Source organism: Crossiella sp. NPDC003009 (genome assembly GCF_053591555.1).
Map to the genome: position 1 here is coordinate 122,219 of NZ_JBSFUA010000012.1, position 21,099 is coordinate 143,317.

A 21,099-nucleotide genomic window follows, 5' to 3' on the forward strand; every position below is an offset into this window, starting at 1 on the left:
GATTACCTGAGCGGCCGGGGTGATCGGGCGATCACGAACGGGTTCGACCGGGGCAGCGTCCGTGCCCGTCGGAAGGAGTGCCCGGACCAGAACGGTCATCTGCCTGCGCACGGCTGATAGGGGCAGCGCGGTTCGGGCGATCCTGGAGAACTCTCGCTACATCGGTTATGCCTTCTTCGTCCGCTGGACGCGGTAGGAGACGACGCTCGACCCCGACCACATGGCGGCGAGCCATGGGGTTCTGTTCCGGCGGGCGAGACTAGTCAGATGGTGTCCTCCCGTCAGCCTGCGCACCCGGCCGTCGTGAGCGATCGCGAGCGGAACATAGGGAACAGGCCACGAGCGCACGGGATGTACTACTGCTATCCCGCCCGGACCCTCGCCCCGGGTTCACAGGCGTGCGCCGCGGGCGCGCCTGCCCACTGCGTAGCTTCGTGAGGAAGTGGTGCTGAGGGTCGTCAAACTGGCTCGGCGGGTTGTTCGCCGGAGAACGTCGGCCGGACCGTTGCCACGTTGGTGGACTTGCAGCCTGGCGCTTACGCGTCACCAGGCGGGTGGAGGCCGCGCAACAACGGCGATCAAATCCGAGGCCGGATTGAGTCGCTACCAGGAAACAATTCGGACGGGCATTTACCCACTTGCCTTGGTCGAAGTGATGGACGCGGCGCGCGGCGGCACAGGCAGAACTCGATGGGGATGCCGCCGATCAAGGTGCTCGGCTCGGCCGAGGTCTATGCGATGATCGATTCGCTGGGTGACGCGAGGCGGCGCTGAACGGCGCGAAGCCGGAGGGCCTGGCGGACCTGTACAGCGCGGTTGAACTGCAAGTTCACCATACGCAAACGGCCCACGTGGCTGATGCGTGCACCAAGTCTGGTAGGCCGTGTGAACAATGCTGGTGTCCGAGAGGCGACTTGCGCACTATCCACCCACCTTGCCCTGTGTAACGCCAGCTGAGCCACATGGCGGACAATGTTGATGTGTCGAACAGTATCGATGGCGATGCCGCCAACGTCGTACAAGCTGGCAACGTCCACGGCGATGTGATTTACCATGGCACGGGAAGATCGTTCATCGAGCTGTACCAGAAGGCACTCGATCATCTCGATTCTGGCCGCGCCCACACACGCATGGCCGGACTACGAACGCTGGGTGAACTGGGTCAAGATTATCCTGAGCGGCGACAGACAGTGGTGGATGTGATGTGCGGTTATCTTCGATCGACATCCGAAGAAGACGATCCCGCAGAACTCGAAGTTCGACGCACAGCTCAGGATCTACTTGCAGAGCATCTGCGTCCACTGCGAGACCAGGAAGGCAAGCCGCAAAACGTGGCTTTCTGGGAAGGCATGAAAGTAAATCTCTACGGCGCAACTCTGGGGGAGTTGCGATTCGATTATTGTGAGTTTTCTGAAGCTAATTTCGAAAAGGCGCATTTCATCGGCTCTACAGGGTTTCCTGGAGCGCGCTTCCTAGGGCAAGCCCGGTTTGTTGAAGCAGTTTTTGGTGGCTGGTGGGTCGACTTTGAGAGCGCGAGATTTGAAGGTACTACATGTTTCCGGTGGGCGAAATTTAAGGTAAACGCCCTATTTCAACGCTCCGTGTTCATGCAGAATGCGGAATTCTCACGGGCGGAGTTCTATCAAGATGCTGTTTTCTCTGATGTACATGTTGGCAACATGGGCTGGCTAACGCATATCAGGTTCCATAGGATGGCTCGATTTCATCGCGCCTACTTCGAATGGGCCAACTTCATTCACGTCGACTTCGAGGGACAAGCGGACTTTAGGGGAACTCGATTCAATCGCGGGACACCAGGTTGCGTCGACGTGCGCTACGAAAGTGATCTTGGCGCAAATATTGCACATCACTGGCCAGATGGATGGCAGGCTGACGACCTACGTGAATTGCCGCCGGCCAACGAGCGGGCCTTGCCAAATTGGTGGTAAATGCACAAAAATCGCCGTGTACAGCACCCTCTTCATGCGAGTTTCGGCTACCCGCAAGAATTGTATTACCCAATCTGCGGCAGGTTGCATTCTTTAGTATCTCCAAAATGAAGGTAGTCGCATTCGCATTGGGCGGGCCCAGTCCTTTCCGTTTTGAAAGTAGGCTGACTCAAGCGGTTCCAGGCGGCTGAATTCCTCGATGTGGAGTTGGCAACAGATGCACTGTTGCATTGCGCGAACAATCTGTTCTCAATTCGCTAACCGTACGCCTTGTCAAGTTAAAGGCCTTGTGGGAATCTTCAAAGAATGCCCACTCCCCACCTTCTGTTCAAGCTAGGCAAGTGCCTTAAGGAGCCGTCTTCCAATTGGCAAAACGTCGACCGCCATGCATAGATGGCCACCTCCGTTGAAGCGTATGAGTCCGAGACCGCGAAGCTTCTCGATGTCTCGATCATTGGCCGCATACACAATGGCGGCCAGAAGCGTGGTCTTCTTTCCATTGAGCGAGACGGTACTGAAGTAGCGTTGAAAGGAGTTGCCCTGTGCAAGGCAACTCAAATCACACTGTGGATGAACTACTCTTGCGCGCACGCCAAAAGTTGTCGCTGCTCAGCACGTCGAGTACCTTACGCGCTGGTGTCGTAGCTACGTAGGAGAGCAGTCGTCCCATCGTCGGGATGATGGGGTCGACAGCGGTCAGCTACGGTAGAGCGAAGTCTCGGACAGGACGGGTGAACAGGCTGATTGACCTGCTTCGATCATCGGTTTGGCGCCACAGGACGGGATTCCGTCAACCTGTCCTACCAAGCCAGTTAGGGACGCAGACGGCATCGGCGGGCTAACCGACATGGGACGGAACAGGGCGCTGAGCGGTGGCTGTGGTGGGAGGGCTGCCCTATCACGTGGTTGGGTGCTGGTGGTGCGGTCCATGAGCGCGATCAGATCGTCATTCGCTGCGTCGTTCCGGCGTCCGCGTTAGACATGAATAACGCGAACAGCGCCCGTGCGGCGCTTGCCTGGCTGTCGACCACGGGCTCGAAGCGCACGGCATATATTACCGGTGCCCCGGAGCGGACACTGGCCCAGGCTCGCCCGCTTTGACATCGCACCCGCCCTCGGTGTACCTGTGGGAGGGCATCGTTCAGGACGTGGTGAACAGGTTGGCTTGGGAGGCTGTTCGCTCCCGAGAACGTAGATCACACGATCGCCGCGCTCGTCGCTTCGCAACCCGGTGCGTGGACTGCGCCGAACGGAAGAGAAGCGGCACGGAAACGGCGAGCGAAGGCTGAGGCGGAGCTGACCCACTTCCACGACGCCATCAAAGCCGGTATCGATCCGATCGCACCGGTTGAAGCAGTCAACGACGCACAAGCCGCCCGCGCGGCGCCTCAGGCTGAGCTGAACACCGCGCCACCACCGAGCCCCCTGACCGACGCGGAGATCTACGCGATGATTGATTCGCTCGGTGATGTCGGAGCAGCGCTCACAGACGGGAAGACCAAGAGGATGGCGGAGCTGCACAGCTCGCTTGACCTGCAGGTTCGGTATACGCATACAGCCCACGAGGCTGATGTGATCATCAAACCCGTGGCCGTGTGAATAGTGCTGGTGTCCGAGGGGGGACTTGAACCCCCACCCCCTTTCGGGGACTAGCACCTCAAGCTAGCGCGTCTGCCATTCCGCCACCCGGACCGGTGGTGACCCCCTGACCTGCGTCAGCGGGCTCATCCTGCTCAGCGTAGCGCACACCGCCCGCCCCCTGGCCCACGGGTCGTTCAGACCGGCCGTGACGGGGTTGTCGGGGGTGGTGGTTACCCTCGCGGCCGTGCTGACCGTGTCGACCGTGAACGTCAACGGCCTGCGGGCCGCCGCCAAGAAGGGCTTTCTGCCCTGGCTCGCCGCCACCAAGGCCCAGGTTGTGTGTCTGCAGGAGGTGCGGGCTGAGCCGGGGCAGTTGAGCGATGAGGTGCGTGAGCCCGCGGGGTGGCATGTGGTGCACGCGCACAGTGAGCTCAAGGGCCGCGCTGGGGTGTCGCTGCTGACCAGGGAGCAGCCCAGTGCGGTGCGGATCGGGTTCGGGGTGGCTGAGTTCGATCGCAGTGGGCGGTATGCCGAGGTGGACCTGCCGGGGTTGACCGTGGCCAGTCTCTACCTGCCCAGTGGCGATGTGGGGACCGAGCGGCAGGACGAGAAGGAGCGGTTCATGGCCGCCTTCCTGCCCTACCTCATCGAGCGCCGGGAGAAGGCGGCGACTGAGGGGCGGGAGGTGCTGGTGTGCGGGGACTGGAACATCGCGCACCGGGAGATCGATCTCAAGAACTGGAAGAGCAACCAGAAGGAGTCCGGGTTCCTGCCTGAGGAGCGGGCGTGGCTGGGGCGGGTGCTGGACGAGGGGGGCTACGTCGACGTGCACCGCGGGCTGCAGCCGGAGGGGCCTGGGCCGTACACCTGGTGGTCCTACCGCGGTAAGGCCTATGACAACGACTCAGGCTGGCGGATCGACTACCACATGGCCACGCCCGGACTGGCCGAGCGGGCGCGGACCGCGGTGGTGGAGCGGGCCGCGACCTACGCCGAGCGCTGGTCCGACCACTCCCCGGTGACGGTGGAGTACGCCGTCTGATCCCGGGGCCGCTGGGTGTCTTATTCCCGAACTCTCGGTGATATTCGGTACGACCCGACCGGTCCGCGCGTCGTTCCCTCCGCTCACCGCGCATGCCTAGGCTGCGGGAGTGACCGCGGATGATCAGCGACCCAGTCCATCGGCGATCCGGCGTGCGCTTCGGCGGGCCCGGGACGGTGTCAGCCTGGACGCGGCGGAGGCGGCCGTGTTGCTGGCCGCGCGGGATGAGGAGTTCGAGCAGCTGCTGGCCGCGGCGGCGACCGTGCGGGACGCGCACCTGCGGGCCGAGGGCCGGGAGGGCCTGGTCACCTACAGCCGCAAGGTGTTCATCCCGCTGACCCGGTTGTGCCGGGACCGCTGCCACTACTGCACCTTCGTCACCGTGCCGCACCGGGTGCCCGGCGCCTACCTGGAACGCGACGAGGTGCTGGAGATCGCCCGCCAGGGCGCGGCCATGGGCTGCAAGGAAGCCCTTTTCACCCTCGGGGACCGGCCGGAGGAGCGCTGGCCGCAGGCCAAGGAGTGGCTGGACGAGCGGGGCTACTCCTCCACTGTGGACTACCTGCGGGCCTGTGCGATCGCGGTGCTGGAGGAGACCGGGCTGCTGCCGCACCTCAACCCCGGCGTGCTCAGCTGGGAGGAGCTGCAGCGGCTCAAGCCGGTGGCGCCGAGCATGGGCATGATGCTGGAGACCACCGCGACCCGGCTGTGGAGCGAGCCGGGCGGTCCGCACTACGGCTCGCCGGACAAGGAACCCGCGGTCCGGCTGCGCTCGATCACCGACGCCGGCCGGGTCGGCGTGCCGTTCACCACCGGCATCCTGATCGGCATCGGCGAGAACCTCACCGAGCGCGCCGAGTCGCTGCTCGCGATCCGCCAGATCGCCCGGCAGTACGGGCACATCCAGGAAGTCATCGTGCAGAACTTCCTGGCCAAGCCGGGCACCGCGATGATGCACGCGCCCGACGCCGACCTGCGTGAACTGGCCGCCACGGTCGCGGTCGCCCGGCTGCTGATGCCCTCGGGGGTGAGCGTGCAGGCGCCGCCGAACCTGGTCGGCAACGAGCACCTGCTGATGCTGCGCGCCGGTATCGACGACTGGGGCGGGGTGTCGCCGCTGACCGCCGACCACGTCAACCCGGAGAAGCCCTGGCCGCAGATCGACTCGCTCGCCGCGACCACCGCCGAAGCCGGGTTCACGCTGGTGGAGCGGCTGACCGCGTACCCGAAGTTCGTCCGCCAGGGCCAGCCCTGGTTCGACGTCCGGGTGCTGCCGCACCTGAGCGCGCTGGCCCAGCCGGACGGCCTGGCCGACATGGCCGCGCCCGTCGTCGGCCGGGAGTGGCAGGAGCCGGACGGCGGGCTGACCGGGACCGGCCGGGTCGACCTGCACACCAGCATCGACACCGAGGGCCGCACCGGGGACCGCCGCAGCGACTTCGACAGCGTCTACGGCGACTGGGACGAGCTGCGCGCCCAGGCCGGGGGAGCGGCCTCGCCGGAGCGGTTGGACGAGGACGTGCGGGCCGGGTTGCGGCTGGCCGAGTCCGACCCGGCCGCGCTGCTGGAGGAGCGCAACGCGGCCGCCGCGCTGGCCCTGTTCACCGCGGAGGGCCCCGCGCTGGAGGCGATGACCAGGCTGGCTGACCAGCTGCGCGCGGACGTGGTCGGCGCGGACGTCACCTACGTGGTCAACCGCAACATCAACTTCTCCAACGTCTGCTACGTCGGCTGCCGGTTCTGCGCCTTCGCCCAGCGGGAGCGGGACGCCGACGCCTACCGGCTGTCCCCGGAACAGGTCGCCGACCGGGCCGAGGAGGCCTGGAACGAGGGCGCCACCGAGGTCTGCATGCAGGGCGGCATCGACCCGGAGATCCCGGTCACCGGCTACGCCGACCTGGTGCGGGCGATCAAGGCGCGGGTGCCGGGCATGCACGTGCACGCGTTCAGCCCGATGGAGATCGTCAGCGGCGCGACCAAGGCCGGGGTCAGCGTCACCGAGTGGCTGACCGAGCTGCGCGACGCCGGGCTGGACACCATTCCCGGCACCGCGGCGGAGATCCTGGACGACGAGGTCCGCTGGGTGCTGACCAAGGGCAAGCTGCCCACCGCCACCTGGCTGGACGTGGTCGGCACCGCGCACAAGCTGGGCATCCGGTCCAGCTCCACGATGATGTACGGCCACGTCGACCACCCCGGTCATTGGCTCGGCCACCTGCGCACGCTGGCCAGGCTGCAGGACGAGACCGGCGGCTTCACCGAGTTCGTGCCGCTGCCCTTCGTGCACCGCAACGCGCCGATCTACCTGGCCGGGGTGGCCCGTCCTGGCCCGACCCGGCGGGACAACCGGGCGGTGCACGCGATGGCGCGGCTGGCTCTGCACGGCCGGATCCCCAACATCCAGTGCTCCTGGGTCAAGCTCGGCGACGAGGGCACCGCGGACGTGCTCACCGGTGGCGCGAACGACCTCGGCGGCACGCTGATGGAGGAGACGATCAGCCGTATGGCCGGGTCAGAGCACGGTTCGGCCCGCACTGTGCAGCAGCTTCACTCGATCGCGGCGGCGGTGCACCGGCCCGCGCGGCAGCGCACTACCACGTATGCCTAGGAGTTGATCAAGTAGCCGGGTGAAAGCGCGTTGTTACCGGCCCGCTACTCTCCCTCACGTACGAAGGTGCAACCGGCGGCAAATATGGGCGGGTTGACACGTTCGGTAGCTTTTCCCCGCAGAACCACAGGTACCCTCACTCGAACGGGTTAAACCGTGCATTGGGAGGAACGCTCGTGAGCAGCCGCACCGCTCGTGCCGGTCAGCGCGTGGTCACCACGCTCGTGGCCGTCCCGGCAACCGGTCTTCTCGCCTCCGGAGTCGCCAGCGCAGGCGAGACCGCCCAGGCGGCCGTCGCCACCGTCGGCACCACCGGCCTGGTGCCGATCGTCGCGGTGGCCCTCGGCGTCGGCGGCATGGTCGCGGGCGTGGTGCGCGGCCTGCGCGGGCAGACCAAGGTCGACCCGGCGAACGAGCGAATCAACCCGTAGCGCGAACGCCGGTCGCGGCACCTGAGAGAATCCAGGCGTGCCAACCGACGCGTCCACCCCCGTGACCGAGCCCCGTCCCAGGGTGCTCTCCGGAATCCAGCCCACCGCCGACTCCTTCCACCTCGGCAACTACCTCGGTGCGCTGCGGCAGTGGGTGGCCCTGCAGGACGACCACGACGCCTTCTACTGCGTCGTCGACCTGCACGCGATCACGGTTGAGCAGAACCCGGCCCAGCTGCGCCAGCGCACCCGCGTCTCGGTGGCCCAGCTGCTCGCCCTCGGCATCGACCCGGAGCGCGCCACCCTGTTCGTGCAGAGCCACGTGCCCGAGCACGCCCAGCTCGGCTGGGTGATGCAGTGCCTGACCGGCTTCGGCGAGGCCGGGCGGATGACCCAGTTCAAGGACAAGTCCGCGCGCCAGGCCGCCGAGCACGTCAGCGTCGGGCTGTTCACCTACCCGATCCTGCAGGCCGCGGACATCCTGCTCTACCAGGCCAACCGGGTCCCGGTGGGCGAGGACCAGCGCCAGCACCTGGAGCTGACCCGCGACCTGGCCAACCGGTTCAACTCCCGGTACAGCCCCACCTTCACCGTGCCGGAAGCGCACATCGTCAAGGGCACCGCCAAGATCTACGACCTGCAGGACCCGACGGCCAAGATGAGCAAGTCGGTCCCGGCTGGCGTGATCGAGCTGCTGGCCGACCCGAAGGCCTCGGCGAAGAAGATCCGCTCCGCGGTCACCGACACCGAGCGGGAGATCCGCTTCGACACCGAGCACAAGGCGGGCATCTCCAACCTGCTCACCATCTACTCCTCGCTCACCGGCAAGCCGGTCGCCGAGCTGGAGGCGGAGTACGCGGGCAAGGGCTACGGGGACTTCAAGTCCGACCTCGGCGAGGTCGTGGTGGACTGGGTGACCCCGATCCAGAGCAAGGTCAAGGCCTACCTGGACGACAAGGCCGAGCTGGACAAGATCATGCAGCGCGGCGCGGAGCGGGCCAGGCACGTGGCGAGCCGGACGCTGGCCAAGGTGTACAAGAAGGTCGGCTTCCTCCCTCTCGGTGGCTGACTCCGCCGCCCGGGTGACTTGATCAAGCAACGACGGCTTGCCCCGGTTAGCGTTCCGGGGTGAGCACCACCGAGCAGCCGTCCTGGTTCGCCAGGCAGCGCGAGCGCTTCCCGTGGCTGGACCACCTCGTCCGGGCCGGCGGGCGCTACCAGGACAGCTACGGCGACCACTACGCGGCCGCGATCACCTACTTCAGCGTGCTCTCGCTGGTGCCGGTGCTGATGGTCGCCTTCGCGGCGGCCGGCCTGGTGCTCTCCGGCAACACCGAGCTGCTCGACCAGGCCAAGGCGGAGATCGCCGCGGCGGTGCCGGACCCCGCGCTGGGCAAGACCCTGAGTCAGGCGGTCGAGCAGGCCATCTCGCAGCGCTACGCGGTCGGCATCACCGGCCTGGCGATCGCGCTGTACTCCGGCATCGGCTGGATGACCAACCTGCGGGACTCGATCACCGCGCAGTGGGGGCAGGCCCGCGAGGAGCTGCCGCTGGTGCGCACCTACGTGGTCGACTTCCTGTCCCTGATCGGCCTCGGCCTGGCCCTGATGCTCAGCTTCGGCCTGACCACGCTGGTGCAGGCCTTCGCCGAGGACCTGCTGGAGCTGGTTGGCCTGCACAACCAGGGCCTGCCCAAGGTGCTGTTCATCGGCCTCGCCCTGCTGCTGTCCGTGGCGGCCAACTGGGGCGTGTTCCTGTGGGTGCTGGCCTGGCTGCCGCGCAAGCGGGTCACCGCGCGCAGCGCGATCAAGGGCGCGCTGGCCGCGGCCATCGGCTTCGAGCTGCTCAAGCAGGTCGGCGGCATCTACCTGCGCAGCATCAGCGCCTCACCGGCGGGCGCGGCCTTCGGCTCGCTGCTGGGCCTGCTGGTGTTCATCTACCTGGTCTCGCGCTTCCTGCTCTTCGTCACCGCCTGGACCGCCACCGCGCGGGAGAACCGGCAGCCCGAGCCGGTCCAGCCGCCCCCGCCCGCGGTGATCCGGCCGGTGGTGGAGGTCCGCAGCGGGCCGGCGCCCCGGCAGACCGCCACCCTGCTGGGCATCGGCGCGGCCGCCGGACTGCTGCTGCGCGCCCTGTTCCGCTCCCGGCGGGACTGAGGCGGAGAGCCCCAAAAAGCACTGTGCCGCCCTCCCGGCCAGGGGAGGGCGGCACAGTCAGCTCAACGCGGTAGCGGGCCGCTCAGACCGCCGCGGCGGCGGCTCTGGCCTTGGCCGCGGCCTTCGCGCGCTTCTTCCGCACGTACAGGAAGCCGAAGATGATCACGAACACGCCCGCCGCGATGGTCAGCGGCAGGCCGACCGTGCCAAACGGGGTGATCGGCGCGGCCGAGGGGTTCTCCGGCACGTTGATGCCGTTGTTGCCGTCCTGCTTGGCCTGGGCCGCGCCGCCGTCGCCGCTGGGCGCGGTCTCCGCGGGCGCCCGCTCCACCAGCTGGCCGATCGGCTCGGTCGAGGACTTCAGGCTGAAGCCGTACTCCAGCAGCTTGGCCGCCTGCTGGTAGGGCGCCATGTTCGGCGCCTTCTCCGCCCTGATCAGCACCGCGACCAGGCGGCGCCCGCTCTTCTCCGCGGCGCCGATGAAGGTGTGCCTGGCGTCGTCGGTGAAGCCGGTCTTGCCGCCGATCGCGCCGGCGTAGGCGGTCAGCAGCTGGTTGTCATTGTTGACCCGGAACGCCGGCTTGCCCGCGTAGCCGGGGAAGTTCATCGACTTGGTGGCGACCGCCTTGGCGAACTCGGGGTTCTTCAGCGCGGCCTTGAAGATGACCGCCTGGTCGTAGGCAGAGGTGGACATGCCGGGGCCGTCCAGGCCGGACGGGGTGGCCGCGCGGGTGTCCAGCGCGCCCAGCTGGCGGGCCAGCTGGTTCATCTTGCGCACCGTCTCCTCAACGCCGCCGAGCTTGCGGGAGAGCGCGTGCGCGGCGTCGTTGCCGGAGTCCAGCATCATGCCGGTGATCAGGTCCTTGACGGTGTACTTGCCGCCGATCCCGATCCCGACCTTGCTGCCCTCCTGCTCGGTGTCGGACTTCTCGCCGGTGACCACCGTCGAGGGGTCCAGCTCCTTCAGGGCGACCAGCGCGGTCAGCACCTTGATGATGGAGGCCGGACGGTGCCGGGCGTGCGGGTCCTTGGCCGCGATGACCGCGCCGGAGTTCAGGTCGGCGAGCAGCCAGGACTGGGCGTTGACGACGTTCAGCCCTGGCGGGGCGGCCACGCCGTTCGGCGGGATCACGCCGCACTCGTACAGGCGGGGGCCGCCGACCGGCTTGGCGGGCACCGGCAGCGGGCCGGGCGCGGTCTTGCCGGGTTTGGGCTGCTCGGACATGTCCACCGCGGGCGGCGGGACACTGCGGTCCTGGCAGGAGGCAGCCTGGCTGGACGAGGTCGGCGGCGTGTTGCCCGTGGTCTTCGACGGCTGGGCCAGCACGACCGGAGCGCTCAGCACCGCGGCAGCCAGCAGCGCGCAGACAGAGGCGACCAGCGCCGTTGCGGGGCGGTGGGCGGTAGAAGGCACAAGGGCAGGCTAGCCACCCCAGCCCGGGAACGGTATTCGGCCCACCGGATACTGCGGTGGTGACGCTGTCCCGCCGTGCCTCGTTGTTCCTGTTGGCCTTCGCCGTCTGGACCTGGTGGATCTGGCCGACGTTCCTGGTGAACATCTCCCGGGACGCCCGTTCCTGGGCGCAGGACGGCTCACCGACCGGCTTCTTCACCGTGCACCTGGTGCTGGTCGTCACGTCCCTGGTGCTCGGAACTGTGATCGGTGTCATGGGCTGGCGCGGGTTCCGTGCCATACGTAGGCAGACTACGGCATCCTGATCTGAAGAACTGCTGAATTCTTCCCACCACGAAGGAGACCGCCGTGGAGTTCGTGCGGCTTGCCCTGGTTTTCCTGCACCTGCTCGGCATGGCCATGCTGGTCGGGATGATCCTGCTCCAGCTCAAGACCGCCAAGGACGGCCCGCTGAACAAGGGCTGGCTGCACGGCGTGCTGCTGCAGCTGGTCACCGGCGTCGCCCTGGTCGGCATCCAGTACCCGCTCGGCCGGGACGTGGACAACATCAAGATCGGCGTGAAGCTGCTGGTGCTGATCGTCATCGGCGCGCTGGTCGCGGCGAACCTGAGCAAGCAGAAGATCGCCAGCTGGATGGTGCCGACGCTGGCGGCCCTGACGGTGCTGAACGTGGGTGTCGCGGTCTTCTGGCGGTGACATTGGCGCGCTCCGCGCGCGGGATTTTTCGCTCTTGAGTCGCCTCGTCGTGCATCCGCCGCACGCGAAGCAAGCTTCGGATGCGTCGGACGCACGACAAGGCGACGCGAAAAATCAACCCCACCGCCAGTGAAGAGCCCGCCGTGTCGCTGGCGCGCCACGCCTCTTTCGCAACAGGTCAGCGACCGGTTCGGCCAACACACCGTACGAGAACGGCCAACACTCGCGAGGATTTCAAGCTTCCCGGAGTGTTGGCCGAAGTCGTACGCCGTGTTGGCCGTTGTTGTACCTGGTGTTGGCCGTTGGTCAGCGGCGGAAGAGCAGCGCTCGCTTCACTTCCTGGATCGCCTTGGTGACCTGGATGCCGCGGGGGCAGGCGTCGGTGCAGTTGAACGTGGTGCGGCAGCGCCAGACGCCGTCGACGTCGTTGAGGATGTCCAGGCGCTCCTCGGCGGCCTCGTCCCGGCTGTCGAAGATGAAGCGGTGCGCGTTCACGATCGCGGCCGGGCCGAAGTAGGAGCCCTCCACCCAGTACACCGGGCAGCTGGTGGTGCAGCAGGCGCACAGGATGCACTTGGTGGTGTCGTCGAAGCGCTCGCGGTCGGCCGCGGACTGGATGCGCTCCTTGGTCGGGTCCTGGCCGTAGTTGATCAGGTATGGCTTGACCGCGCGGAAGGCCTCGAAGAAGGGCTCCATGTCCACCAGGAGGTCCTTGTGGACGGGCAGGCCCTTGATCGGCTCCAGGGTGATCGTGGTCGGCTTGCCCTTCTTCGCCATCAGGTCCTTGACCAGGACCTTGCAGGCCAGCCGGTTCACGCCGTTGATCCGCATCGCGTCCGAGCCGCACACGCCGTGCGCGCAGGAGCGGCGGAAGGTCAGCGACCCGTCGACGTACCACTTGATGTAGTGCATCAGGTTGAGCACTCGATCGGTGGGCAGCGCGGGCACCGAGAAGGACTCCCAGCGCGGCTCCGCGTCGGTCTCCGGGGTGAACCGGCGGATCCGGACGGTGACGAGCGTGGACCCCTCGGGGGCGGGGGGAAGGGCGCCGCGGGAACCAGCCGCGGGGGCCTCAGCAGTCGCGGTCATCAGTACTTGCGCTCCATCGGCTGGTAACGGGTGATGGTGACGGGCTTGTAGTCCAGGCGGATGTCCGCGGTCAGGCCGTCACCGTGCTTGTAGGCCATGGTGTGCCGCAGGAAGTTCACGTCGTCCCGCTGCTGGTAGTCCTCGCGGGCGTGCCCGCCCCTGGACTCCTTGCGGTTGAGCGCGCCCTGCACCAGCACCTCGGCCAGCTCCAGCAGGAAGCCCAGCTCGACCGCTTCCAGCAGGTCGGTGTTGAACCGCTTGCCCTTGTCCTGGATCGCCACGCCCGCGTACCGCTCCTTGAGCGCCTGCACGTCGTGCAGGGCCTGCTTGAGCGTCTCCTCGGTGCGGTAGACCGAGGCGTTGAGGTCCATCGTGGTCTGCAGCTCGCCGCGGATGTCGGCCACCCGCTCGCCGCCGGTGGACTCCAGCATGGTCGAGACCATGCTCTCCACCAGCGTGGCCGGGTTGGCGGGCAGCTCGGTGTGCTCGACCGTCTTGGCGTACTCCGCGGCGGCGATGCCCGCGCGGCGGCCGAAGACGTTGATGTCCAGCAGCGAGTTGGTGCCCAGCCGGTTCGCGCCGTGCACGGACACACAGGCGCACTCACCGGCGGCGTAGAGGCCGGGGACCACGTTGTCGTTGTCCCGCAGCACCTCGCCGGTGATCTTGGTCGGGATGCCGCCCATCGCGTAGTGCGCGGTCGGGTACACCGGCACCTGCTCGGTCACCGGGTCGATGCCGAGGTAGGTGCGGGAGAACTCGGTGATGTCCGGCAGCTTCGCGTCCAGCACCTCGGCGCCCAGGTGGGTCAGGTCGAGGTAGACGTAGTCCTTGTGCGGGCCGGCGCCGCGGCCCTCGCGCACCTCGGTGGCCATCGCGCGGGCGACCATGTCCCGCGGCGCGAGGTCCTTGATGGTGGGCGCGTAACGCTCCATGAACCGCTCGCCGGAGGCGTTGCGCAGGATGCCGCCCTCGCCGCGGGCGCCCTCGGTGAGCAGGATGCCCAGGCCGGCCAGGCCGGTCGGGTGGAACTGGTAGAACTCCATGTCCTCCAGCGGCAGGCCCTTGCGGAAGACGATGCCCATGCCGTCGCCGGTGAGGGTGTGCGCGTTGGAGGTGGTCTTGAAGACCTTGCCGAACCCGCCGGAGGCGAAGACCACCGACTTGGCCTGGAAGACGTGGATCTCGCCGGTGGCCAGCTCCAGTGCCACCGCGCCGGAGCAGACCGGGCCGTTCTCGGTCTCGGTCAGGCAGATGTCGAGCACGTAGAACTCGTTGAAGAACTCGATCCCGTGCTTCACGCAGTTCTGGTACAGCGTCTGCAGGATCATGTGGCCGGTGCGGTCCGCGGCGTAGCAGGCCCTGCGCACCGCGGCCTCGCCGTGGTTGCGGGTGTGCCCGCCGAAGCGGCGCTGGTCGATCTTGCCCTCGGGCGTGCGGTTGAACGGCAGGCCCATCTTCTCCAGGTCGAGCACCGCGTCGATGGCCTCCTTGGCCATGATCTCCGCGGCGTCCTGGTCAACCAGGTAGTCGCCACCCTTGACCGTGTCGAAGGTGTGCCACTCCCAGTTGTCCTCCTCGACGTTGGCCAGCGCGGCGCACATGCCGCCCTGGGCCGCGCCGGTGTGCGACCGGGTCGGGTAGAGCTTGGTCAGCACCGCGGTGCGGGCCCGCTGGCCGGACTCGATCGCGGCCCGCATCCCGGCGCCACCAGCGCCGACGATGACGACGTCGTACTTGTGGAACTGCATGGTGGGAGCCTCGCTCAGCCGAAGTTCGGGGTGAAGGTGAAGATCACGAACGTGCCGAGCGCGACTGTCAGGATCACGGACACGTACAGCAGCATGGTCAGCCAGAAGCGGGTGCTGTCCTTGCGCGAGTAGTCGTTGATGATCGTGCGCATGCCGTTGCCGCCGTGCAGCATGGCCAGCCACAGCATGGACAGGTCCCAGAACTGCCAGAACGGCGAGGCCCAGCGGCCGGCCACGAAGGCGAAGTTGACCTTGTGCACGCCGCCGTCCAGGAACAGCATGATCAGCAGGTGGCCGAGCACCAGGAACACCAGCACCAGGCCGGACAGGCGCATGAACAGCCAGCTGGCCAGCTCGAAGTTGCTCCGGCGGGCCTGCTTGCGGCGCGGGTGCCGCGGCGGGGCCAGGTCAGGGGTGGACAGGCTCACGTCAGCGCTCATCTCACATCCCGCCCATCAGCATGCTGTAGGCCTTGGCCAGCAGGTGGTAGGAGCCGGGGATCATCAGCGCGGCCCAGATGACCAGCACGGTCCACATCATCGGGCGCTGGTAGCGCGGGCCCTTGCCCCAGAAGTCCACCAGCATGACCCGGATGCCGTTGAGCGCGTGGAAGAGCACCGCGGCGACCAGGCCCAGCTCGAACAGGACGAAGAACGGTTCCTTGTAGGTCGCGATGACCTTGTCGTACGCCTCCGGCGACACCCGCACCAGCGCGGTGTCCAGGACGTGCACGAACAGGAAGAAGAACGTGAGCACCCCGGTGATCCGGTGGGCGACCCACGACCACATCCCCAGGTCTCCCCGGTACAGCTTCCCACCGCCGCGGGAACCCCGCTGCTGGGTTGCCGCGGCCTCAGTGCTGGCCATGGTGGACGGCCTCCAACGTCATTGCTGGATCTCTGGCTACCGGTGTTCGGGTACCGGGGGCCTTGACCCACGGGATGCTAGCCGTGTAGGCGCTGCGCGACCCACTTGGCGTAGCCCGCTGTGATCGACGAGACAGCTCCGAGGGGGACTCCCGCGCACGTCGCAACGCGCGCGTAACTCGCGCGCGCGAACTCTCAGTGCGAACGGGGGTGGCCTGTGGATGGAGCGCCCAACAATTCGGTCACGTCGGGCAGACTGCCTGCGGAGGACGTCGTACCGGCGGGTACGGTTCGGCGTTTGTAGAAGCCCCCGTCGATGGAGCCGGGGGTCGTGTCGGGCAGTCGCGAGGCGGCTCGGCGAGGCCATGTGAAGGAGACGAGAGCCGTGCGTCGGATGCGAAACGCCGCGGTGGCCGCGGTCGCGATCACCAGCGTCCTGTCGCTGGTCGCGTGCGCGAAGGACAGCGGACCGGGCGGCGCCCCTGGGGGCAACGCCACGGGCAACGGGTGCGAGAAGGCGGCACCGCCCGCTGCCCCGGCCGGGTCCACCAGCAGCAGCACGACCGGGACCAAGCCCGACGCCAAGGCGCTCAAGGTCGGCCTGACCTTCGACATCGGCGGCCGGGGTGACGCGTCGTTCAACGACGCCGCCGCCGCGGGTGTCGACCGCGCGATCGCCGAGCTGGGCCTGCAGAAGAGCAACGTCAAGGAGGCCTCGGCCGCCGCCGGCGACACCGAGGACGTCAAGTCCAGCCGCCTGCGCCAGCTGGCCAGCGAGGGCTACAACCCGGTCATCGCGATCGGCTTCGCCTACGCCGACGCGCTCAAGGTGGTCGCCGCGCAGTTCCCGAACACCCGCTTCGCCATCGTGGACGCGGGTGTGGAGGGCGCGAAGAACGTCACCCCGCTGCTCTTCGCCGAGGAGCAGGGCTCCTTCCTGGCCGGCGTGATCGCCGCCTACAAGAGCAAGAAGTGCTCGGTCGGCTTCGTCGGCGGCGTGAACGTGCCGCTGATCCAGAAGTTCGAGGCAGGCTTCTACCAGGGCGCCAAGGCCGCCGCGCCGAACATCAAGATCGAGAAGAAGTACCTCACCCCGGCGGGTGACCTCTCCGGCTTCAACGACCCGAACAAGGGCAAGGTCGCCTCGGACGGTCTGATCGACGGCGGCGCGGACGTGCTCTACCAGGCCGCGGGCGGCTCCGGCAAGGGCGTGTTCAGCGCGGCCAAGTCCCGGGGCGCGCTGGCCATCGGGGTGGACTCCGACCAGTACAAGCAGACCACCGTCGCGGACTCCAAGGACATCATCATCTCCTCGGTGCTCAAGCGGGTCGACGTGGCCGTCTACGACTACATCGCCGCCTCCGCCAAGAACGACCTGACCACCCTGCCGAAGATCTTCGACCTGAGCGTGGACGGTGTCGGCTACTCCATCAGCGGCGGCAAGATCGACGACATCAAGGGCACGCTGGACGCCTACAAGGCCGCGATCGTGGCCGGTCAGATCAAGGTCTCGGACAAGCCGAGCAGCTGAGCAAGCAACAACACGCGATGGGCCTGGGCCAAGCTCCAGGCCCATCGCGCGTTAGCCGCCACCACTGGGAGACCTCGAAGATGAGCAGTTCCCCGGATGCCGCCCAGCACTCGCCGACCGCGGTCCGGCTTGCCGGCATCACCAAACGCTTCCCCGGCGTGATCGCCAACTCCGACGTGCACCTGAGCGTGGCGCGGGGCGAGGTGCACGCGCTGTGCGGGGAGAACGGCGCGGGCAAGTCCACGCTGATGAAGATCCTCTACGGCATGCAGCAGCCGGACGAGGGCACGATCGAGGTCAACGGCGAGCAGGTGCACTTCCGCTCGCCGGCGGATGCGATCAAGGCCGGCATCGGCATGGTGCACCAGCACTTCATGCTCGCCGACAACCTCACCGTGCTGGAGAACGTGGTGCTGGGCGCCGAGGCGCTGCACGGCATCGGCGCCAAGGCGCGCAAGCGGATCGCCGAGCTGGCCGGACAGACCGGGCTGCACGTCAGCCCGGACGTGCCGGTGGAGTACCTCGGCGTGGCCGACCGGCAACGGGTGGAGATCCTCAAGGTCCTCTACCGCGGCGCGAAGATCGTCATCCTGGACGAGCCCACCGCGGTGCTGGTGCCGCAGGAGGTCGACGAGCTGTTCGTCACCCTGCGCGGCATGCGCGAGCAGGGCTACACGTTCCTGTTCATCTCGCACAAGCTGGACGAGGTCAGGGCCATCGCGGACAGCCTCACCGTGATCCGCCGGGGCAGCACGGTCGGCACCGCCGACCCCAAGACCGTCACCTCCCGCCAGCTCGGCGAGCTGATGGTCGGCAGCGAGCTGCCCAGCCCGGAGACCCGCGAGTCCACCGTCACCGACCGCCCGGTGCTCACCCTCACCGAGGTGCGGCTGTGCGCCGACGGCGGGGTGCGGCCGGTCCTGGACCACATCACCCTGACCGTGCACGCCGGCGAGGTGCTGGGCATCGCGGGCGTGGAGGGCAACGGCCAGACCGAGCTGGTCGAGGCCGTGATGGGCATTCGCAAGATCGACAGTGGCTCGGTCTCTCTCGGCGGCGCGGACATCACCAAGGAGTCCACGCTGGCCAGGCGAGAGGCCGGGATCGGATACGTGCCGGAGGACCGGCACCGGCAGGGCCTGCTGCTCACCCAGACCCTGTGGGCCAACCGCATCCTCGGCTACCAGACCCGCCGCCCGGTGGTCCGCGGCCGCTGGCTGGACCTGGAGGGCGCGCGGGAGGACACCCGGCGGATCGTCGAGCAGTTCGACGTGCGCACCCCGGGCATCGAGGTGCCCGCGGCCGCGCTCTCCGGCGGCAACCAGCAGAAGCTCGTGGTCGGCCGCGAGCTCTCCGGGGACCCGGTGCTGCTCATCGCCTCGCACCCGACCAGGGGCGTGGACGTGGGCGCGCAGGCGGTGATCTGGGAGCAGATCCGCACCGCGCGGGCCAACGGCCTGGCCGTGCTGCTGATCTCGGCGGACCTGGACGAGCTGATCGGGCTCTCCGACTCGATCAAGGTCATGTCGCGCGGACGCCTGGTGGCCGACGCCGACCCGAACGTGGTGACGCCCGAGGACCTCGGTGCGGCCATGACCGGCGGCGAGGCGGCCGCCGGCGCACCGGAAGGGGACGAGCGGTGAAGCTGAACGCCCGCGCTGTCCTGCTGCCCCCGCTGCTGGCGATCGCCGCGGCCCTGCTGCTGTGCTCGATCGCGCTGATGATCTCCGGCGGCAACCCGCTGGAAGCCTTCGCCGCGATGATCGCCCAGGTCGGCCGGGGCACCACCGCGGTGGACATCGTCAACACCGGCAGCACCTACTACCTGGCCGCGCTCGCGGTGGCCATCGGCTTCCAGATGAAGCTGTTCAACATCGGCGTCGAGGGCCAGTACAAGATCGCCGCGATCATCGCGATGGTCGCCGGTGGCTCGGTCGTGCTGCCGCCGGTGCTGCACACGCTGTTCGTCCTGGTGGTGGCCGTGCTGGTGGGCGCGCTGTGGGCGGCCATCCCGGCCATCCTCAAGATCACCCGCGGGGTGAACGAGGTCATTTCCACGATCATGCTCAACGCGGTGGCCACCGGCATCGCCGCGTACCTGATCCAGGACTCGGTCTTCGGCGAGCTGCGCGGCAACAACCTGGGCACGCCGCTGGTGGCCGAGTCCGGCCGGGTGCCCGGCCTGTCCCTCGGCGAGGCGGGCACGGTCTTCGGCCTGGTCGTGCTCGCGGTGCTGGCCGGGGTCGGCTACTGGGTGCTGATGAACCGCACCCGGTTCGGCTTCGAGCTGCGCGCCTCCGGCGAGTCGGCCACCGCGGCCACCGCGGGCGGGGTCAACGCGAAGAAGATGATCCTGGTCGCGATGCTGCTCTCCGGCGGTATCGCCGGCCTGGTCGCCATGCCGGAGCTGCTCGGCCGCGACTACACCTACACGCTGAACTTCCCGGCCGCCTACGGCTTCACCGGTATCGCGGTGGCGCTGCTGGGCCGCAACCACCCGGTCGGCATCGCCTTCGGCGCGCTGCTGTGGGCCTTCCTGGACAAGTCCTCGGTCGCGCTGGAGAACGTGGGCGTGCCCAAGGAGATCGTGACCATCATGCAGGGCTCGATCGTGCTGTCGGTGGTGGTGGCCTACGAGGTGGTCCGGCGGATCACCCTGGCGGCCGAACAACGCAAGGTCGGGCAGCAGCTCGGCACGACGGACGAGGTGGCCGCATGAGCGCCGTAGTCGACACCCCGCAGCACCCAGGGAGCTCGGCCTTCCTGTCCGGGCCGCAGCAGCGCAAGCTGCCCAGCTGGGGCACCGGCCTGTTGCTGGTGGCCGCGGCGATCGTCGCGCTGTCCACCGCCTCCTACCTGACCGGTGTGCCGCAGCTGACCTCCTCCGGCACCTTCCAGACCGCGGTGCTGCTGGCCATGCCGATCCTGCTGGCCGGGCTCGGCGGGCTCTGGTCCGAGCGCGCCGGCGTGGTCAACATCGGCCTCGAGGGCATGATGATCCTCGGCACCTGGGGCGGCGCCTGGGCCGGTTACCAGTGGGGTCCGTGGGCCGGCCTGGTCTCGGCCGCGGTCTTCGGCGCGCTGGGCGGCCTGCTGCACGCCATCGCCACGGTGACCTTCGGCGTCAACCACATCGTCTCCGGTGTGGCGATCAACCTGCTGGGCGCCGGCGTGACCAAGTACCTGTCCACGCTGCTGTTCCTGCCGGTGTCGAACAACCCGCGCGAGTCGCCGCCGGTGCCCAAGTTCGACACCTTCTCGCTGCAGCCGATCGGCGACTGGCTGGCCGCGCTGGAGAACGAGCAGCGGGTCGGCATCTCCGACGTGGCGGGCATCCTGCGCGGCCTGGTCACGCACGTGTCCCCGCTGACCATGCTGGCCCTCGTGCTGGTGCCGGTCACCTACCTGGTGCTCTGGCGCAGCCGGTTCGGCCTGCGGCTGCGCTCCTGCGGGGAGAACCCGGTGGCCGCCGAGTCGCTGGGCGTCAACGTCTACCTGCACAAGTACGCCGCGGTGATCATCTCCGGCGCGCTGGCCGGGCTGGGCGGGGCGGCGCTGCTGCTCAACCCCGGCCAGGCCGGTTACCTGGAGAACCAGACGAACGGCCGGGGCTACATCGGCCTGGCCGCGCTGATCTTCGGCAACTGGCGGCCCACCGGCCTGCTCGGCGGCGCCGCGCTGTTCGGCTACGCGGACGGGTTGCAGCTGCGCAGCGGCGGCGGCGCGGTGCTCGCGCTGCTGTACGCGGCGGTGCTGGCGCTGGGCGTGGTGGTCGTGGTGCAGCTGTGGCGGCGGCGCTGGGTGGCCACCGCGGTGACCGTCTCCGGCGCGCTGATCCTGTACTGGGTGTACTGGTCCTTCGACGAGCTGCCCAGCCAGCTGACCACCTACCTGCCGCACCTGGTGACGCTGGTGGTGCTCGCGGTGTCCGCGCAACGACTGCGGCCACCGGCGGCGAACGGCGTCGAGTACCGGCGCGGCTGA

17 protein-coding genes and 1 tRNA gene are annotated in these 21,099 nt (G+C 68.1%); 12 read left to right on the top strand and 6 right to left on the bottom strand.

Going from position 1 to position 21,099, the window contains the following annotated elements; all coding sequences use genetic code 11:
- The first annotated feature begins 962 nt into the window (after positions 1 to 962).
- Positions 963 to 1,949 (top strand): pentapeptide repeat-containing protein, encoded by a 987-nt coding sequence (locus ACWDY5_RS16275; RefSeq protein ID WP_449723009.1) that lies wholly within the window; start codon positions 963 to 965, stop codon positions 1,947 to 1,949.
- Positions 1,950 to 3,555: 1,606 nt separating this feature from the next.
- Here ACWDY5_RS16275 and ACWDY5_RS16280 read toward each other — a convergent pair.
- Positions 3,556 to 3,641: transfer RNA gene (locus ACWDY5_RS16280), tRNA-Leu, on the bottom strand.
- A gap of 133 nt (positions 3,642 to 3,774) precedes the next feature.
- Between ACWDY5_RS16280 and ACWDY5_RS16285 the strand changes: the two genes are divergently transcribed.
- The 5 genes from ACWDY5_RS16285 (at position 3,775) to yhjD (ending at position 9,768) form a co-directional block, all read left to right on the top strand.
- On the top strand, positions 3,775 to 4,572 hold the full coding sequence (locus tag ACWDY5_RS16285; protein WP_449723010.1) for an exodeoxyribonuclease III: 798 nt from the start codon (positions 3,775 to 3,777) through the stop codon (positions 4,570 to 4,572).
- A 109-nt stretch (positions 4,573 to 4,681) separates the two neighbouring features.
- Positions 4,682 to 7,180 (top strand): bifunctional FO biosynthesis protein CofGH, encoded by a 2,499-nt coding sequence (locus tag ACWDY5_RS16290; RefSeq protein ID WP_449723011.1) that lies wholly within the window; start codon positions 4,682 to 4,684, stop codon positions 7,178 to 7,180.
- Between the two features lie 176 nt (positions 7,181 to 7,356).
- Positions 7,357 to 7,611 (top strand): hypothetical protein, encoded by a 255-nt coding sequence (locus ACWDY5_RS16295; protein ID WP_252486227.1) that lies wholly within the window; start codon positions 7,357 to 7,359, stop codon positions 7,609 to 7,611.
- A 37-nt stretch (positions 7,612 to 7,648) separates the two neighbouring features.
- Entirely contained in the window at positions 7,649 to 8,680 is a 1,032-nt protein-coding gene (gene trpS, locus ACWDY5_RS16300; protein ID WP_449723012.1) for a tryptophan--tRNA ligase, read from the top strand.
- Positions 8,681 to 8,739: 59 nt separating this feature from the next.
- A complete protein-coding gene (yhjD, locus tag ACWDY5_RS16305) occupies positions 8,740 to 9,768 on the top strand; it encodes an inner membrane protein YhjD (protein ID WP_449723013.1) in 1,029 nt (342 codons plus the stop codon).
- An 82-nt stretch (positions 9,769 to 9,850) separates the two neighbouring features.
- On the opposite strand, the gene ACWDY5_RS16310 is transcribed toward yhjD, so the two are convergent.
- Positions 9,851 to 11,182 carry a D-alanyl-D-alanine carboxypeptidase family protein gene (locus ACWDY5_RS16310; RefSeq protein ID WP_449723014.1) on the bottom strand — a complete coding sequence of 444 codons (1,332 nt, stop codon included), beginning with the start codon at positions 11,180 to 11,182 and terminating at the stop codon, positions 9,851 to 9,853.
- Between the two features lie 59 nt (positions 11,183 to 11,241).
- On the opposite strand from ACWDY5_RS16310, the gene ACWDY5_RS16315 reads away from it, so the two are divergent.
- Both ACWDY5_RS16315 and ACWDY5_RS16320 read left to right on the top strand, forming a co-directional pair.
- Positions 11,242 to 11,487, top strand: a complete 246-nt coding sequence (locus ACWDY5_RS16315; RefSeq protein WP_283663022.1) for an SCO4848 family membrane protein — start codon at positions 11,242 to 11,244, stop codon at positions 11,485 to 11,487.
- A 43-nt stretch (positions 11,488 to 11,530) separates the two neighbouring features.
- Positions 11,531 to 11,878, top strand: a complete 348-nt coding sequence (locus ACWDY5_RS16320) for a hypothetical protein (protein ID WP_449723015.1) — start codon at positions 11,531 to 11,533, stop codon at positions 11,876 to 11,878.
- A 306-nt stretch (positions 11,879 to 12,184) separates the two neighbouring features.
- Here ACWDY5_RS16320 and ACWDY5_RS16325 read toward each other — a convergent pair whose 3' ends face one another.
- Genes ACWDY5_RS16325 through sdhC form a run of 4 tightly spaced genes read right to left on the bottom strand, consistent with a single transcriptional unit; the run spans position 12,185 to position 15,585 of the window.
- Entirely contained in the window at positions 12,185 to 12,967 is a 783-nt protein-coding gene (locus tag ACWDY5_RS16325) for a succinate dehydrogenase iron-sulfur subunit (RefSeq protein WP_252486233.1), read from the bottom strand.
- Positions 12,967 to 14,718 (bottom strand): succinate dehydrogenase flavoprotein subunit, encoded by a 1,752-nt coding sequence (sdhA, locus tag ACWDY5_RS16330; protein ID WP_449723016.1) that lies wholly within the window; start codon positions 14,716 to 14,718, stop codon positions 12,967 to 12,969. The genes ACWDY5_RS16325 and sdhA overlap by 1 nt, the downstream gene beginning before the upstream one ends.
- 14 nt (positions 14,719 to 14,732) lie before the next feature.
- Positions 14,733 to 15,158, bottom strand: coding sequence for a succinate dehydrogenase hydrophobic membrane anchor subunit (locus tag ACWDY5_RS16335; protein ID WP_449723017.1), 426 nt, complete (start codon positions 15,156 to 15,158; stop codon positions 14,733 to 14,735).
- A 1-nt stretch (position 15,159) separates the two neighbouring features.
- A complete protein-coding gene (gene sdhC, locus ACWDY5_RS16340) occupies positions 15,160 to 15,585 on the bottom strand; it encodes a succinate dehydrogenase, cytochrome b556 subunit (protein ID WP_252486235.1) in 426 nt (141 codons plus the stop codon).
- Positions 15,586 to 15,978: 393 nt separating this feature from the next.
- Here sdhC and ACWDY5_RS16345 point away from each other — a divergent pair, with 393 nt between their 5' ends.
- From ACWDY5_RS16345 to ACWDY5_RS16360, 4 genes are all read left to right on the top strand, one after another.
- A complete protein-coding gene (locus tag ACWDY5_RS16345) occupies positions 15,979 to 17,115 on the top strand; it encodes a BMP family lipoprotein (protein ID WP_449723086.1) in 1,137 nt (378 codons plus the stop codon).
- Between the two features lie 80 nt (positions 17,116 to 17,195).
- The gene (locus ACWDY5_RS16350; protein WP_449723018.1) at positions 17,196 to 18,758 is read left to right on the top strand and encodes an ABC transporter ATP-binding protein; all 1,563 of its coding nucleotides are present in this window, start codon (positions 17,196 to 17,198) and stop codon (positions 18,756 to 18,758) included.
- A 2-nt stretch (positions 18,759 to 18,760) separates the two neighbouring features.
- Complete coding sequence (locus ACWDY5_RS16355; protein WP_283666092.1) at positions 18,761 to 19,834, top strand: ABC transporter permease; 1,074 nt, start codon at positions 18,761 to 18,763, stop codon at positions 19,832 to 19,834.
- Positions 19,831 to 21,099 (top strand): ABC transporter permease, encoded by a 1,269-nt coding sequence (locus ACWDY5_RS16360; RefSeq protein ID WP_449723019.1) that lies wholly within the window; start codon positions 19,831 to 19,833, stop codon positions 21,097 to 21,099. The genes ACWDY5_RS16355 and ACWDY5_RS16360 overlap by 4 nt, the downstream gene beginning before the upstream one ends.